At 69.3% G+C, this 14,423-nt stretch carries 7 protein-coding genes and 1 pseudogene; 5 read left to right on the plus strand and 3 right to left on the minus strand.

The genetic code is table 11. The annotated features are described in order from the left end of the window. Nucleotides 1–3: 3 nt before the first annotated feature. On the minus strand, nt 4–4,104 hold the full coding sequence (locus tag AB1I47_RS24425) for a tetratricopeptide repeat protein (protein WP_354686289.1): 4,101 nt from the start codon (nt 4,102–4,104) through the stop codon (nt 4–6). After that, the gene (locus AB1I47_RS24430; protein ID WP_354686311.1) at nt 4,067–6,850 is read right to left on the minus strand and encodes a bifunctional glycoside hydrolase/polysaccharide deacetylase family protein; all 2,784 of its coding nucleotides are present in this window, start codon (nt 6,848–6,850) and stop codon (nt 4,067–4,069) included. The genes AB1I47_RS24425 and AB1I47_RS24430 overlap by 38 nt, the downstream gene beginning before the upstream one ends. A gap of 1,184 nt (nt 6,851–8,034) precedes the next feature. Here AB1I47_RS24430 and AB1I47_RS24435 point away from each other — a divergent pair. The 4 genes from AB1I47_RS24435 (at nt 8,035) to AB1I47_RS24450 (ending at nt 12,182) form a co-directional block, all read left to right on the plus strand. After that, nucleotides 8,035–8,238: a cold-shock protein gene (locus AB1I47_RS24435; RefSeq protein ID WP_022539497.1), complete on the plus strand. Its 204-nt coding sequence runs from the start codon at nt 8,035–8,037 to the stop codon at nt 8,236–8,238. A 300-nt stretch (nt 8,239–8,538) separates the two neighbouring features. Continuing rightward, nucleotides 8,539–9,420, plus strand: coding sequence for a presqualene diphosphate synthase HpnD (hpnD, locus tag AB1I47_RS24440; protein WP_354686290.1), 882 nt, complete (start codon nt 8,539–8,541; stop codon nt 9,418–9,420). 60 nt (nt 9,421–9,480) lie between these two features. After that, on the plus strand, nt 9,481–11,505 hold the full coding sequence (shc, locus tag AB1I47_RS24445; protein WP_354686291.1) for a squalene--hopene cyclase: 2,025 nt from the start codon (nt 9,481–9,483) through the stop codon (nt 11,503–11,505). After that, a complete protein-coding gene (locus tag AB1I47_RS24450) occupies nt 11,502–12,182 on the plus strand; it encodes a phosphorylase (protein ID WP_354686292.1) in 681 nt (226 codons plus the stop codon). The genes shc and AB1I47_RS24450 overlap by 4 nt, the downstream gene beginning before the upstream one ends. 121 nt (nt 12,183–12,303) lie before the next feature. Here the strand turns inward: AB1I47_RS24450 and AB1I47_RS24455 are convergent, their stop codons facing one another. Beyond that, a complete protein-coding gene (locus AB1I47_RS24455) occupies nt 12,304–13,557 on the minus strand; it encodes an Hsp70 family protein (RefSeq protein ID WP_354686293.1) in 1,254 nt (417 codons plus the stop codon). Nucleotides 13,558–13,798: 241 nt separating this feature from the next. Between AB1I47_RS24455 and AB1I47_RS24460 the strand changes: the two are divergent. Next, a pseudogene (locus tag AB1I47_RS24460) lies at nt 13,799–14,358 on the plus strand (nitroreductase family protein). The last annotated feature ends 65 nt before the right edge of the window (nt 14,359–14,423 follow it).

Raw genomic sequence — 14,423 nt, forward strand, 5'->3', positions numbered from 1 at the left:
TTGTCAGTACAGCCAGCGGTAGCGCAGCCCCAGTTCCGTCAGCGGCACGCCGCCGTTGCGCGCCGCGGTCTCGTGCAGCAAGTACAGCGACAGGTGGTCGTTGCCGAACACCGAGCCGGCCAGCCCGAGGCGCATGCGGAAGTTCTGCCGCGCGCGCGTGTCGCGCAGCAGCCCCACTTCGCCGAACGGGCGCCACTTGCGCGTGTAGTCGTCCAGCAGCTCGGTGCCGAAGCCTAGCAGCACGCCCGCCTGGGTAAAGCCCTGCGGCATGTAGAACGCCGGCGTGGCGGCGGCATCGGCAGGCACCAGCGAAGCCAGCCGCGGCGTGAGACTGCCGCCGTTGGCGCTGTAGCTGGCATGCGTGCCGACCACGCGCACGGTGTAGTCCGGGTACGCGGTGCGGATCTTGTAGCCGGCCTCGACGTCATAGACGATGCCGTGACCAAGGGCGCTGCGGTCCTGGCCGCGGAAGCTGCTGTATTCGATGCGGCCGCCGACGAACTCGCGCAGCCCGAAGCGGTAGGTCGCGCCCAGCCCGACCACGTCCTTGGCCCCGCCCACGCGCAGCGCCGCCGATTCGTCGGCGGGCTGGTTCAGCCCGGCCAGCGTGCTGAACTGCAGCCGGCCCTGCTGGTTCCATTCGCCAAAGAAACGCGCGGTCGCCATCTGGTCCAGGCCCTCGCGGTAGCCCGCGGTAGCGCTCCAGCGCCTGCCGTTGTCGCGGTAGCCCAGCGACAGGTCGGCACGGCGGTCGGACGACGGCACGTGCGCCAGTTGCGCGGCATCGGTGCTGCGCTGGTCGCGCCACGTGCCGCGCAGGTTGAGGTGATAGCCCTCTCCCAGCCGCACACCGCCGGCCAGGCTGCTTTCGGTGTATTCCAGCGGCTTCTGGTGCGTGAAGCTGACGCGCGGCTCGATCGCCTGTGCGTTGTAGAGCAGTGCGTCCTGCAGGGTTTCCTGCAGCGCGTCGTCGGTGCGCGCCACTTCCTGCGCCGCGAACGCCTGGGTCTGCGCCGCACCCACGCGGTTCAGCCGCTTGTTGGCCTCGATCTGGCTGGCCACCGGCAGGCGGCCGCCCTGGCGCTCCAGCACGCGGTCCAGTGCCTCCAGGTCATTGCTGTCCAGTGCCAGCGCGATCTCGGCATAGGCCGGGCGCGTCAGCGTGCGCGCGTAGTGCTTGGCCAGCCAGGCGCGCGCCAGCGGGTTGGCCTCGGACGACAGCGCCCACGCCAGCGCCACGTCGCGGCCGGCCGCGGACAGCGCCGCGTCGCGCGCGGCCTCGCGCTGCACGATGGCCGCCGGCGGCGCCACGTCCAGCGGCGGCAGCCCCGCGATCTCGCCCAGCTTTGACTTCGCGCCGGCGGGGCGTGGCGCGTGGCGCGCCTGTTCGGTGGCGGCGCGGTCGTCGCGCAGCATCTGGATCACCAGCGCGCGCGACACGTCGCCCGACGCAAATACCTGCCCCAGCGCCACGGTCTGGCGGCGCAGTTCGGCGCGCGACGGCAGGCCGGCGTCGTTGGCGTCATCGCCTGCGTAGTCCTCTTCATCGGTGCTCAGCCGCGCAGGCTTGCGGCCGCCTTCGGACCGGCCACGATGCAGCGCCACCCACGCCTGGCGCCGGATGCGCCAGGCGGTGTCGGTCTGGCCGATGGCTTCATACGCGTCAGCCGTCAGTCCCAGCCACAGCGGGTCGGCCTGCCTGCCGTCGTTGAGCTTGCGCAGGTAGTGCAGCGCCGAGCGGCCGTCCTGGAAGCGCATATGGCCCGCGGCGAAGGCGCCCCACAGGTCGGGGCTGTCTTCGGCTTCGCTGCCGAGCCGGCGCATCAGCGCGCGCACTTCGGTGTCGGTACCCATGTCGACCTGCGCCCACAGCAGCGCGCCCAGCGCCTGGCTGCCCGCGTGCGGCAGGCTGGCGGCGCGGCGCAGGTCGGCCATCGAGCGCTCGTGCTCGCCGATGGCGCGCAGGTATTCGGCGCGGCTGGTCAGGAAGCGGCCGGATTGCTCGGCGGCCTGCAACTGCGCCGGGGTCAGGCTGTCCAGGAGCTGCGCGACGCGCGGCCACGCGCGCGCCTGCGTGTAGTAGTACACCGCAAGCTCGAGCGCATTGGCGCTGCCGTGCTTGCGCCAGTAGCCTTGCGCGATGCGGCCGGCATCGATCGGGCTGCGGTCGTAGAACTCCAGCAGGTTGGCCAGGTCGCTTTCCCGCGTGCTGGTGCGCGCTTCCTCGCAATCGCTGCGCTGGTGCCCTTCGGGCAGGCGCTGGCACAGGTCCTGCTGCGGGCCGAAGGTCGAGGCCGCGAGGTTGCGATAGCCTTCGCCGAGCAGGTCGTCGCGCTGGTTCAGCCGGGCCAGCTCGGTGAAGGTGCGCCAGTACAGCGCATCGCCCTGCGCGGTGCCGGCGGCGGTTCGCGCTACCAGCATGGCATCGAGCGCCTGCCGCATGCGGCCGTGCGCATAGTTGAAGTTGGCGAGCTTGAGCGCATACGCCGGGCTCGGGCCGAAGCGCTGCTGCAGCTCGGTGTACAGCGCGAAGGCGCGGCCGTCCTTGCCGGCGCGCTCGGCCAGCGCGGCGTTGCGCTCCATCACCGCGCGCGCGTTCGGGCCGCGGGCGAGGCCATCGAGAAAGGCCATCGCCTGCTCCGGCTCACCCAGCCGCTCGTAGGCAGCGACGACTGCGTCGACGGTGCGCAGGTCGCCGGCGCGGGCGCGGTGGCGCAGCGCGATCAGGTAGGTGGCATCGTCCGACAGGCCCGGCGCCAGGCGCATCACATGGTCCCAGGCGCGCTCGTCGTTGCTGGCCTGCGCGTACGCCAGCCAGTTCTGCAGCGCGACCGCGGGCTGGCGGTTCCATTCGGCTACCTGGGCCAGGCGTTCGCGCCACAGCAGCTCGCCCGGCAGCCTGCGCACCGCGGTCTCGGCCACGCGCTGGGCCTGATCGAGCTTGCCAGCGGCGAGGAAGACGCGATAGGCGAGGTCGTGGTCTTCGGCGTTGAAGGGTTTTTCGGGTTTTTCGGGTTTTTCGGGTTTTTCGGGTTTTTCCGCGGCCGCGGCACCTTCAGGCTTGTCTTGCGCAGTGGCGGCCGCCTTGCGCGTGTTGAGCATGCCCGCGGCCTGCAGCGCCTCGCGCAGCGCCAGCCCGCGCGCACCGTCCAGGAACACCACGCCCTGCGCGGCCCACGGCTGTGCCGCGGCGAGCGCGCGCGCGGCCTGCGCGGCGGGACTGTGCCGTAGCGAAGACAGCTTCAACAGCCGCGCCACATAGCGGCTGGCCTGCTCCGGCCGGTTGGCGGCCAGCGCCAGCCTGGTCAGGTAGCGCAGCACCTCGGGATCGTCGAGCAGCGGCCCGGCGTGGCGCTCGGCTTCGGCCAGCGCCTCGTCCAGCAGGTTGCCCGACTGCAGCGTCTGCACGCCCTTCAGGAACAGCGCGCGCTGCTCGGCCAGCGTGCCGGCGCGCGCCTGCGCGTCGAACAGCGCGCGCGCGGCGTCGCGGTAGTTGCCGCCGGCGACCGCGATCTCGGCAAGCTTCCGGTTCCAGAAGTCGGCATTGCCACGGTCGGCGCGGGCGAGTTCGCGGTAGAAGCGTCCCTGCGCATCGGTGGCGCCGAGCTCGCGCGCCTGTGTCGCCAGCATCTGCAGCTCGGCAATGGTCCAGCGGCGCGCCGACGCCTGCCTCAGCAAATCCTGCGCCTGCGCGACAAACTGCTTGCGCGCCGGCGTATCCGGCTGTGCCGCCCACGCGCGCTGCAGCGCGATATCGATGCGCGTGCGCAGGATCGCCCCCGACAGGTCGCTGCCCTGCAGCGCCTGCATGCGCGTCAGCATCGCCTCGGCCTCGTCGAGCCGGCCGCTGCGCGCGTATTGCTCGGCCAGCACTGACATAAAGGCGGGATCGTCCGGGGCGGCCTTCGACCATGCCTCCAGGTAGGCCACGGTCAGGCCGTCCATGGTGCGTCCCTGCCCCAGCAAGCGCTCGCGCAAGGTCTCGCGCGGGAACATCAGCGCCAGGCCGATGCCCACCATCGCGGTAAAGGTCAGCACCAGCGCCGGCGGCAACAGCCGCTCGCGCTCAGCCGGCGCAGCGGATTTCGACGTCTTGCCGGGCATGGTTCAGGTCGGTCAGGGGCGCGGTATCGACGCGCACGGTATCGCGCTCGCGCACGGCCTGGACGGGCTTGCCGTCGATGCTCACGCGGCAGTTGCCTGCGCCGCTGAGCCGGAAGAACGGCTTGTAGTAGCCGCCGAACCGGAAGCGCGTGACGGTGCCCTCCCGTTGCCAGTTGCGCACGACGCCATTGGCTTCCACCAGTTGCGGCGCGCTCATGGGCGCTGGCGCGGCGCGGGTGGCGAAGCGCACGTCGCCGCCGTCCAGGTGCAGGTAGACGCCGCCGCCGGGCGCGGCCGAGGTGCCGGTGACGCCGCGCGCGGTTGCCACGTCGGGCACGCCCGCGCCGGTCCAGCGCAGGTTGCGCAGGTTGCCGTCGCCGCGCACGATCCAGGCGCCCGGCCCGGACTCGTCGCCCAGCTCGCGCGCCACCGCCATGTCCTGCCAGTCGAGCACCTTGCGCACATAGTCGGTCGAATGCAGCGGCAGCAGCGGCTGCGCCAGCGCGTAGTCATAGATCTTGCGCAGCGCCTTCAGCGACGCCACCTTGGTGCCGGAGTAGCTGTGGTAGTAGATATTGACCGGCTTGAAGCGGTACGGCTTGTCGGTCAGCTCGAAGGTCTCGAGCACGCGCTCGAAGCCGTAGTACGGGCCGCGCCACAGGTTGGTGTAGACGTTCTCGTTCTGGTTGGGCGCGAACACCTGGAAGGTGCCGTCGGGCTTGTTGATGCCCAGCGGCGCGATCGCGGTCCAGCTCGGGTTGCTGCGCGTGATCACGGTGTCGCCGCCGTTCATGTTGAGCACGCGCGCCTGCGCCGCCAGCGTGAGCGCCTGCGCCGGCGGCTGGCAGTCGCCCGACCACAGCAGCAGCGTGACCGGCTTGCCGGCGGGCGCGAGCTTGCGGTTGATGTAGTCGATCGAGCCGCCGATCTCGCGGTTCAGGTCCATGGTGTAGCCGGGCACCTGCAGATGGTAGGCCTCTTCGGTCTTGTCGTGGCCCTTGTGGCCCTTGTCGTGACCCTTGCCGGCCTGCGCCTGCCGACGGCCCTCCGGCACCGTCAGCGCCCAGGTGAACGGGTGCGAGAAGGTATGGCTGGCTACCTCCACGTACGGCTGCGCGAAGATCTTGCGCGCGATCGGCTCCAGCTCGGCGGTGAGTTTGGGGTACATGCCGTCGGCGCTGAGCTCGGCCTGGATCACCGACATGGTCATCGGCAGCCGGTAGCGGTCGAAGATCTCGCGGAACAGCACCTCGCCGGAGAAACCGCCGCCGGGCATCTCCGCACGCGAGGCGAAGCCGTCGCCATCGATGTGGATGGTCAGCAGGCGCCGGCCGTTCTCGGTGGTGACGTCGGGGACCGGCATCGGCGGCAGCCGCAGCGCCTCGCGCAGGAAGGCCAGCGGCTGCACTACCCAGCGGTCGTGGTCGTTGTTCTGCATATCGGGCAGCACCGCGTACGGACTGATCGCGTAGCCGCCCCACGGCGTGATCGCGGCGGCGTCGTAGGTGACGGAGCCCGAGCGCAGCCGCAGCAGCGAGCGCGAATCCGCGCCGACCTGCACCGGCACCACGCTGGAGCGGTCCGGCGATACCGGCGCCTCGAAACCCATCATCGGGTCCTTCGACACCACTTCCACGGGGCCGCCGGCGCGCCCTTTGGCCAGGGTCAGCCCCAGGCTTTGCGCCAGCGACCCGCTCATGCGCAGGCCGAAGTCGTTCAGGAAAGCCACCGGGATGCCCTTCTCCACCTGCTTGCCGAGCCACTGGCGCAGCCGCGCCGCGGACGCATCGTCGACCGGCCCTTCCAGCCAGGTCACCACGCCGGCATAGCGGTCCGGGCCCAGGTCCGGCAGCGGCGCGCCGACTTCGGCGAATTCCACGCGATAGCCGAGGTAATTGAGCGGCATCGACACGAAGCGCACGCCCTTGGAATCGTCGATCGACACGCCGGGGCGGCGCTCCTGCACCACCAGCACGCGGCGCGGCAGCACTTCGACGCTGCCGATGCCAACCGTCTGCAGCCCGGCATCGGCGACGTAGGGCGTGATGCCCAGCGCGCGGATGCGCTGCGCGGTCTCGCGCGCGCAGCGGCGGTCCGCCGGCGGGCAGTAATCGATCGAGATGACCGGCAGCCGGTATTGCTCGCGGATGGTGCGCGCCTGCCCGAGCAGCCAGTCGCGGTCGGCCTGCGGCACTTCGACATAGCGTCCCCTGGCCTGGTCCCAGCCGCGGAACAGCGATTCGAAGGCGACGGCATAGGCCAGCCCATGGACCTTAGGCAGGATCTCGAAACCGCGGTTAAAGATCAGCCGCGCCTCCGGATAGCGGGCCTTGATCGCCTGGATCACGCGCACCATGCCCGCTTCCTGGCGGACGCGCTCGGCATCCGTTTTGGCCACGAGCTGGTAGGAATCGAGCGTATCGAGGAAGAAGCCGCGGAAGCCGCGCGCCCACAGCGGCGCGATCACCTTGTCGACGTAGAAGGCGGGCCAGCCTTCGGCGGCCTGATCAACAACGCGCGCGTTCCAGGCGTCGTTGCGTCCGGTGAGCCAGGCCGGCGGGATGTCCTTGTAATAGCCGCGTCCGGGCAGCACCTCGCCGACGCTGACGTAGGCGAACCATGCGGTGGCGGGCGTCGCCGCCTGGCGCGGATCGAAGCCGCTGTCGGGCTCGACCACGGCGATATCGAACGCCTGCAGCGCATCGACCGGCGGCCTGGCGCCATAGTGGAACGCGATCGACGGCATCGCCGCCGGCGCGGAGGCGGCCACCGGCGCCGGCGCGGCCGCCAGGGCGGCGTGCGCGTGGGCAAGCGACAGCGCCAGCGCGATACCCTGGACTGTCCGCCTTGCCACCTGCCCAATCACCCCGTGCAAGCGGGACGGCCTGCGCCCGTCCCGGCTTCGTTTCTCCACCAACTGCTTCACTGGCTAGCTTCCTGTTGTCTGCGCGCTTGCTTTAAAGTGATTTTTACGCGACATTTCTTGAGACGGTCGCCGCTGCCTTGCCCGGTCCCCGTCCGACTCTGGGACGGTGAACCAGGAAAAATCCGATAGTATTTGACCCTGCCACTGTAGGACAGACCCCCGTGTCGTACTGTCAACAATTGTTCCGAAATGGATACATTGTGCCAGCGCGCGATGGTACCCCCTGGACGGCGCATCAGACGCGGGCCGACAGCCTAGCACGCGCGCGGCTGCCGCCCGCGGCGCAATGCGCCAGCGAGGCGGCACCGCTGCGCAGATTAGAAACAAAGGAGACCCGATGGTGCCCCGGTGTTTAACTTGGGGCGAGAAGTGTCCGCAACGAAAATTGCGGACAGTTATGTTTGAAGGCCATCATTGTTACCCGTTCCTGTTTTTTATGTATGGCCTCGCATACAGTCGACGCGCTCACGTATGTCCATGCATAGCGATGTCAACGCCAACCGCCTCGGCTTTATTTTCATAATGATATATCCGGCCGTCCCTGACGTCCCCCAAAGGGGGGATGTCGCGCCGTCGTAAGAATTTGTAAAAATGATGGCACGGCCATGCACCGGACGGCAGCCATTATGCACGAGCTTGCGGCATGGCGCCCGTTGGCGGTGCACCTGCCCGCTTGCGGCGTTCGAAAAAATAAGGGAATTCACTTAACTGACGCCGAAGTAGAAAACGCTAATATCTCCTATCGGAACCTCTCATCATGATTAGGCGCTTTGCCTGATTGACACACCGGAAAAATTCGGCAGAATGATTCCCACTTGTGCAGCAGCCTTTTGGTGTGTTGTTCCGTGACGTTTTTGGCCATGACGTTATCGGTTGTCACGACAGCGACATATCGAGGTCATCAGGACGCAGTAGTGCGTAACGGACAGAGACACACTGCTTGCGTTGCACACGGTGTATAACGAGCGTTTTCGCTCATTTTGAAATTCAAGGTTGAGATAGATATGGAAACCGGTACCGTTAAGTGGTTCAACGACGCCAAGGGCTTCGGCTTCATCACGCCGGACGCAGGCGGCAACGATCTGTTCGCGCACTTCTCCGCGATCGAAGGCTCGGGCTTCAAGTCGTTGAAGGAAGGCCAGAAGGTTCGCTACGTCAAGGCCATGGGCCAGAAGGGCGAGCAAGCCACCAAGATCCAGGCCCTCTGATACCGGTTGGAAGACCGGGCCGGTCCCGACGGGACCGGCCGGAGCAGGCAAGGCCCCGCAGCTTCGGCGCGGGGCTTTTTCATTGGTCCTCTCGTCCGGCTCTGTCGTTGGTCACTCAGCCCCGGCCTCAGCCACAGCCTCAGCATCCGCCTCGGACCCACCGCTGACCGCATCACCAATACGGGGCCGTTTCGGACGATGTTGCTATAATCGCCCGACCCACAACCACCGGCCCGCCTGTGGGCGCGCACGCGCGGCGCGATCATCGCGGGATCGGTTAGCAGCGTGTCGAGGAGTTACGTGGCCGGTACTCAAATCGCAACGCCAGACGCCCCCGCCGCCGCAGTGCCCGGCGCCATGGCCGGACCCGCTGCCGCGGCCGGCAGCTCTTTCCACGCCGCGCTGCGCATCCTGCCGCCGGCACAGCGCCAGGCCATGTTCGAGATCTATGCGTTCTGCCGCGCGGTCGACGACATCGCCGACGGCGACGCGCCGCACGCCGGGCGCCTGGCCGCGCTCGATGCCTGGCGCGCCGACATCGCCGCCTGCTACGCCGGCGCCCCGCCGCCGGCCCTGCATTCGCTGTGCGCGCAGATCCGCGCCTTCGACCTGCAGCAGCAGGACTTCCTCGCCGTGATCGACGGCATGGCCATGGACGTGGTGCAGGACATCCGCGCCCCCGATGCCGCCACCCTTGACCTGTATTGCGATCGCGTCGCCAGCGCGGTCGGCCGGCTGGCCGTGCGTGTGTTCGGCCTGGACCAGGATTGCGGCATCGCGCTGGCGCACCACCTGGGCCGCGCGCTGCAGCTCACCAACATCCTGCGCGATATCGACGAGGACGCCGCCCTCGGCCGGCTCTACCTGCCTGCGCAGGCGCTGGCCGACGCCGGCATCCCGGCCGATATCGCGGCAGGTCCGCCGCAGGCGCTGGTCGCGCATGCCGCGATCGGGCGGGCATGCGCCTTGCTGGCGCAGCAAGCGCAGGCCCACTACGACCAGGCCGACGCGATCATGGCGCGCTTCCCGGCGCGGCTGGTGCGTTCGCCGCGGATCATGGCCGAGGTCTACCACCGCATCCTGGCGCGCCTGCGCACACAGGGCTGGCGCGCACCGCGACAGCGCGTGCGGCTGCCGCGCGCGCAATTGCTCTGGATCGTGCTGCGCCACGCCATCGGCTGAGCGCCGCAACCCGATGCATGCCGGGCACGGCACCGCCGTGCGCCGGCACAAGGAGTCTGCATGTCGATGAACGAGACCGCCTTCGCCACGGACGGCCCGCAGATCGAAACACTGACTGAGCCGGCCGCATCGGCCCCGGCCCCGCGCCACGCCGGCCAGGCGCTGGACCACGGCATCAGCCGCGCCATCGACACGCTGCTGCACCAGCAGCGCCCCGACGGCCACTGGGTCTACGAGCTGGAGGCCGACGCCACCACCCCCGCCGAATACGTGCTGATGGTGCACTACCTCGGCGAGCCCCCTGACCTGGACCTGGAAGCGCGCATCGCGCGCTACCTGCGCAGGATCCAGAACCCAGACGGCGGCTGGCCACTGTTCCATGAAGGCCGCTCGGACATCAGCGCCAGCGTGAAGGCGTATTTTGCGCTGAAGATGGCCGGCGACGATCCCCAGGCCGCGCATATGCAGCGCGCGCGCCAGGCCATCCATGCGCTGGGCGGGGCCGAGGCGACCAATGTCTTCACCCGCACGCTGCTGGCGCTGTATGGCGTGATGCCGTGGTCGGCGGTGCCGATGATGCCGGTGGAAATCATGCTGCTGCCGCAGTGGTTCCCGTTCCACCTGTCCAAGGTTTCGTACTGGGCGCGCACCGTGATCGTGCCGCTGCTGGTACTGAACAGCCTGCGCCCGCTGGCGCGCAATCCGCGTGCGGTGGGCATCAACGAGCTGTTCGTCGGTCCGTGCCACGCGGTGCGGCTGCCACGGCGCGCGCCGCACCAGCACGCCGGCTGGTATACGGTGTTCCGCGGCCTCGATGCGCTGCTGCGCTCGGCCGAGCCGCTGTTCCCGCGCATGCTGCGCAAGCGCGCCATCGACGCCGCGCAAGCCTTCGTGCGCGAACGGCTCAACGGCGAGGACGGCCTGGGCGCGATCTTTCCGGCCATGGCCAACAGCGTGCTGATGTTCGACGTGCTGGGCGTGCCGCCCGACGATCCCGCGCGCGCGGTGGCGCGGCGCTCGGTCGAACGGCTGCTGGTCGAGCATGGCGACGAAGCCTACTGCCAGCCGTGCCTGTCGCCGGTGTGGGATACCGCGCTGGCCGCGCATGCGCTGCTCGAGACCGGCGAAACGCGCGCGGTCGCGGCCGTGGGGCGCGGGCTCGACTGGCTCAAGCCGCTGCAGGTGCTGGACGTGCGCGGCGACTGGATCGTGCGCCGCCCGCTGGTGCGCCCCGGCGGCTGGGCGTTCCAGTATGCCAACGACTACTACCCCGACGTGGACGACACCGCCGTGGTCGCCGCCGCGATGGACCGCTACATGCGCGCCCACGGCGCGCCCGGCCGCTACGACGAAGCGGTGGCGCGCGCCACCGAGTGGATCGTCGGCATGCAGAGCGGCAACGGCGGCTGGGGCGCGTTCGAGCCGGAGAACACGCACCTCTACCTGAACAACATCCCGTTCGCCGACCACGGCGCGCTGCTCGACCCGCCCACCGCGGACGTCTCCGCCCGCTGCCTGTCGATGCTGTGCCAGACCGGCGCCACGCCCGGCAAGAGCGAGCCCGCCGCGCGCGCGCTGCGCTACCTGCTGGCCGAGCAGATGCCCGACGGCAGCTGGTTCGGGCGCTGGGGGACCAACTATATCTACGGCACCTGGAGCGCACTGTGCGCGCTCAACGCCGCCGGCCTGCCGCCCGAAGCGCCCGAAGTGCGCCGCGCGGTGGCGTGGCTCGCGCAGATCCAGAACGCCGATGGCGGCTGGGGCGAGGACGGCAGCAGCTACCGGCTCGACTACCGCGGCTATGAGGCGGCGCCCAGCGCGGCCTCGCAGACGGCCTGGGCGCTGCTGACACTGATGGCTGGCGGCGCCACGCAGCATCCGGCGGTGGCGCGCGGCATTGACTACCTGCTGCGCACGCAGCAGGCCGGCGGGCTGTGGCATGAGCCGCGCTTTACCGCGGTGGGCTTCCCGCGCGTGTTCTACCTGCGCTACCACGGCTACGCCCGCTACTTCCCGCTGTGGGCGCTGGCGCGCTACCGCAACCTGCAGCGCGGGTCGGGCCACCACGTGGCATGGGGCCTGTGACGGCGCGTTTTGTGCTGGTGGTCACCGGCATGGATTTCGAGGCACGCATCGCGGCGGGGCCGCAGTGCCGGGTGGTGCACGGGCTCAGGGGTATTGCGCTGGAACAGGGTGTGTCGGCGATGGCGAGCCGCGAGTGCGTCGGCATCGTCAGCTTTGGCGTCGCGGGCGGGCTCGATCCGGCGCTGGTGCCGGGCGATATCGTGATTGCGGACCGAGTCTGCGCTGACGGCGAGCGTTATGACGCCGATATGTCATGGGCCCGGGCGATGCATGCGGCGATGGCGCATGCGCGGGTGGGCACGATCGCCGGCAGCGACCAGCCGGTGCTTGCCGTTGCCGACAAGCAGTCGCTGCATCAGGCCTGCGGCGCGCTGTGTGTCGACATGGAATCGCATATCGCCGCGCGCATGGCGGCGGCATGCCGGCTGCCGTTCGCCGCGTGCCGCGTGGTGATCGATCCGGCCGGACGGGCCGTGCCGGCTGCTGCGGCGGCTGGCATGGGGGAAGACGGCAAGACGGATGTGGGCGCGGTGCTGGGCGGGTTGTTGCGGGCGCCGTGGGAATTGGCGGGGCTGCTGAGGCTGGCTGGCGACGCGGCGGCCGCAAGGGGGGCGCTACGGGCGGCCAGGTTGGCGATGGGGGGGCAATTCGGGTTGCCGGAAGGATTGGCGCAGTAAGCGTTCGCTGGCGCGGGCATGAATACCCGCTGGCGGCATTCGCTTGCCAATTGGGTACTCCCTCTCCCGCAAGCGGGAAAGGGGAGCAAACCGCCAGGCTGTCAAAAGCTTGCGCGTGAACTCACCCAAACTTCCTCACCGCATCCAACGCCAATCCACTCCCGATACTCCCAAACCGATCCCCCTCCACGCACCGCGCCTCCGGCAGCAAGCCGGCCAGCCGCTGCCGCAGCAACGGCACACTGCTGGACCCGCCGGTAAAGAAGATGGTATCCACCGCAGACCCCTCCACACCGGCATCCACCAGCAATTGCTGCACCGTCTTCTCGGTCTTCGCCACCAGCTTGTCGATCGACTCGTCGAACGCGTCGCGCGTGATCGTCAGGGTCAGCCCCTGCTCCAGCCGATGCAGGTCCACCTCGGTACTCGCGGTATCCGACAGCGCGATCTTGGCCGCTTCCACCTGGATCGCCAGCCAGTGGCCGGCGCGCTCGCGGATCAGCCGCACCAGGCGGTCGAGCTTGATGGTGTCGGCCGCGTCGCGGTAGTTGTCCATCACCAGCGACCACGCCTTGCGCGTGTAGACCAGGTTGATGGTGTGCCAGCTCGCCAGGTCGAAGTACTGGCTCGACGGCATCGCCTTGCCGTTGCGCAGCGCGCTGCCCAGCCCCAGCAGCGGCATCGCCTGCGCCAGGCTGAGCGCGCGGTCAAAGTCGGTGCCGCCGATATGCACGCCGCCGTTGGCGAGGATATCGTTGCGCCGGTCGCTGCGGCGCGCGCCTTCCGGCGACAGCCGCACCAGCGAGAAGTCGGAGGTACCGCCGCCGATATCGGCCACCAGCACCAGCTCCTCGCGCGCGATCCCCGCCTCGTAGTCGAACGCCGCGGCAATCGGCTCGTACTGGAACGCGATCTCGCTGAAGCCCGCGTCGCGCGCGATGTCGGCCAGCGTGTCTTCGGCAAGCTGGTCGGCGGCGGGATTCTCGTCGATAAAGAACACCGGGCGCCCCAGCACCGCGCGCGAGAACCCGGTGCCCGCGGCCTGCTCGGCCCGGGTCTTCAGTTCGCGGATGAAATGCGCCAGCAGCTTGCGGAACGGCATCGCCTGCCCCATCACCTCGGTGCTGTCGTCCATCATCGAGGTGCCGAGCAGGCTTTTCAGCGAGCGCATCAGCCGCCCTTCATAGCCGGCGAGATAGTCGCCCAGCGCGGCGCGGCCGTAGCTGACCAGCGGGTCTTCCGCGTGGAAGAAGATCACCGAGGGCAGCGTCACCTTGCCGTCTTCCAGCGGCAGCAGCGCCGGCCGGCCGGGGCGGCTCCAGCCCACCGTTGAGTTGGACGTGCCGAAGTCCAGGCCGCATGCGTTTGACATCATCGAATTCCGTTTTCCTGCAAGACACCACTGAAAGTGGCCCGCGCGGCGCCAGGCCGTTGCGGGCGGGGGGCGTTATTGTAGGCGAGTCGCGCGAGCCGAGCCGGGACGATGTGCAAACGGTGTTGCAGGCATGCCATTTTCAAACAGCGATTGAAAGCAGCAGCAAGCCGAGCCCGCTTTTTCAAGCGGACGGCAAATGGGATCATGGCGCCCTCAGCCATAACAACACCGGAGCCTTGCCGTGAATCTCGCTGACATCGTTGACACCCGCCATACCGTAAAGGCCTTCGACGCCGGCCGCGCCCTGCCGCAAGCCACCGTCGACCAGTTGCTGGCCGTACTGCACAAGAGCCCGTCGTCGGTCAATTCGCAGCCGTGGCACTTCGTCGTCGCCGCCACGCCGCAAGCGCGGGCCCGGATGGCGCGCGCCACCGCCGACCACCATGCGTACAACGCGGCCAAGATCCAGGACGCCTCGCATGTGATCGCGCTGTGCGTGCGTACGGACATGAATGACGGCCCGACCTGCATCGCTATGACCTGCGCGACCTGCAGCCGTGGATGGCCAACCAGGTCTACCTGGCGCTGGGCGCGCTGCTGATGGCGGCGGGCACGCTGGGCGTCGATGCCACGCCGATGGAAGGCTTCGACGCGCGCGTGCTCGATGCCGAACTGGGCCTGCGCGAGCGCGGCCTGACCAGCGTGGTGCTGGTCAGCCTGGGCTACCGCAGCGCGCACGACTTCAACGCCACGCTGCCGAAATCGCGGCTGGCGCGCGAACAGGTCTTCACCTTCCTGTAAGCACCGGGCGGGGCATGGCGGCTTGTTGACAGCGCCAGCCCCGTCGCGCCCGGTCGGTGTCCAGC

This window comes from Cupriavidus necator (genome assembly GCF_040578825.1).
GTDB lineage: Bacteria > Pseudomonadota > Gammaproteobacteria > Burkholderiales > Burkholderiaceae > Cupriavidus > Cupriavidus necator_E.

Coding starts and splice junctions, on each gene's coding strand:
- AB1I47_RS24435 (WP_022539497.1), top strand. CDS start 8,035: ATGGAAACCGGTACCGTTAAGTGGTTCAACGACGCCAAGGGCTTCGGC.
- AB1I47_RS24455 (WP_354686293.1), bottom strand. CDS start 13,557: ATGATGTCAAACGCATGCGGCCTGGACTTCGGCACGTCCAACTCAACG.
- shc (WP_354686291.1), top strand. CDS start 9,481: ATGTCGATGAACGAGACCGCCTTCGCCACGGACGGCCCGCAGATCGAA.
- AB1I47_RS24425 (WP_354686289.1), bottom strand. CDS start 4,104: ATGCCCGGCAAGACGTCGAAATCCGCTGCGCCGGCTGAGCGCGAGCGG.
- AB1I47_RS24430 (WP_354686311.1), bottom strand. CDS start 6,850: ATGCCGTCGATCGCGTTCCACTATGGCGCCAGGCCGCCGGTCGATGCG.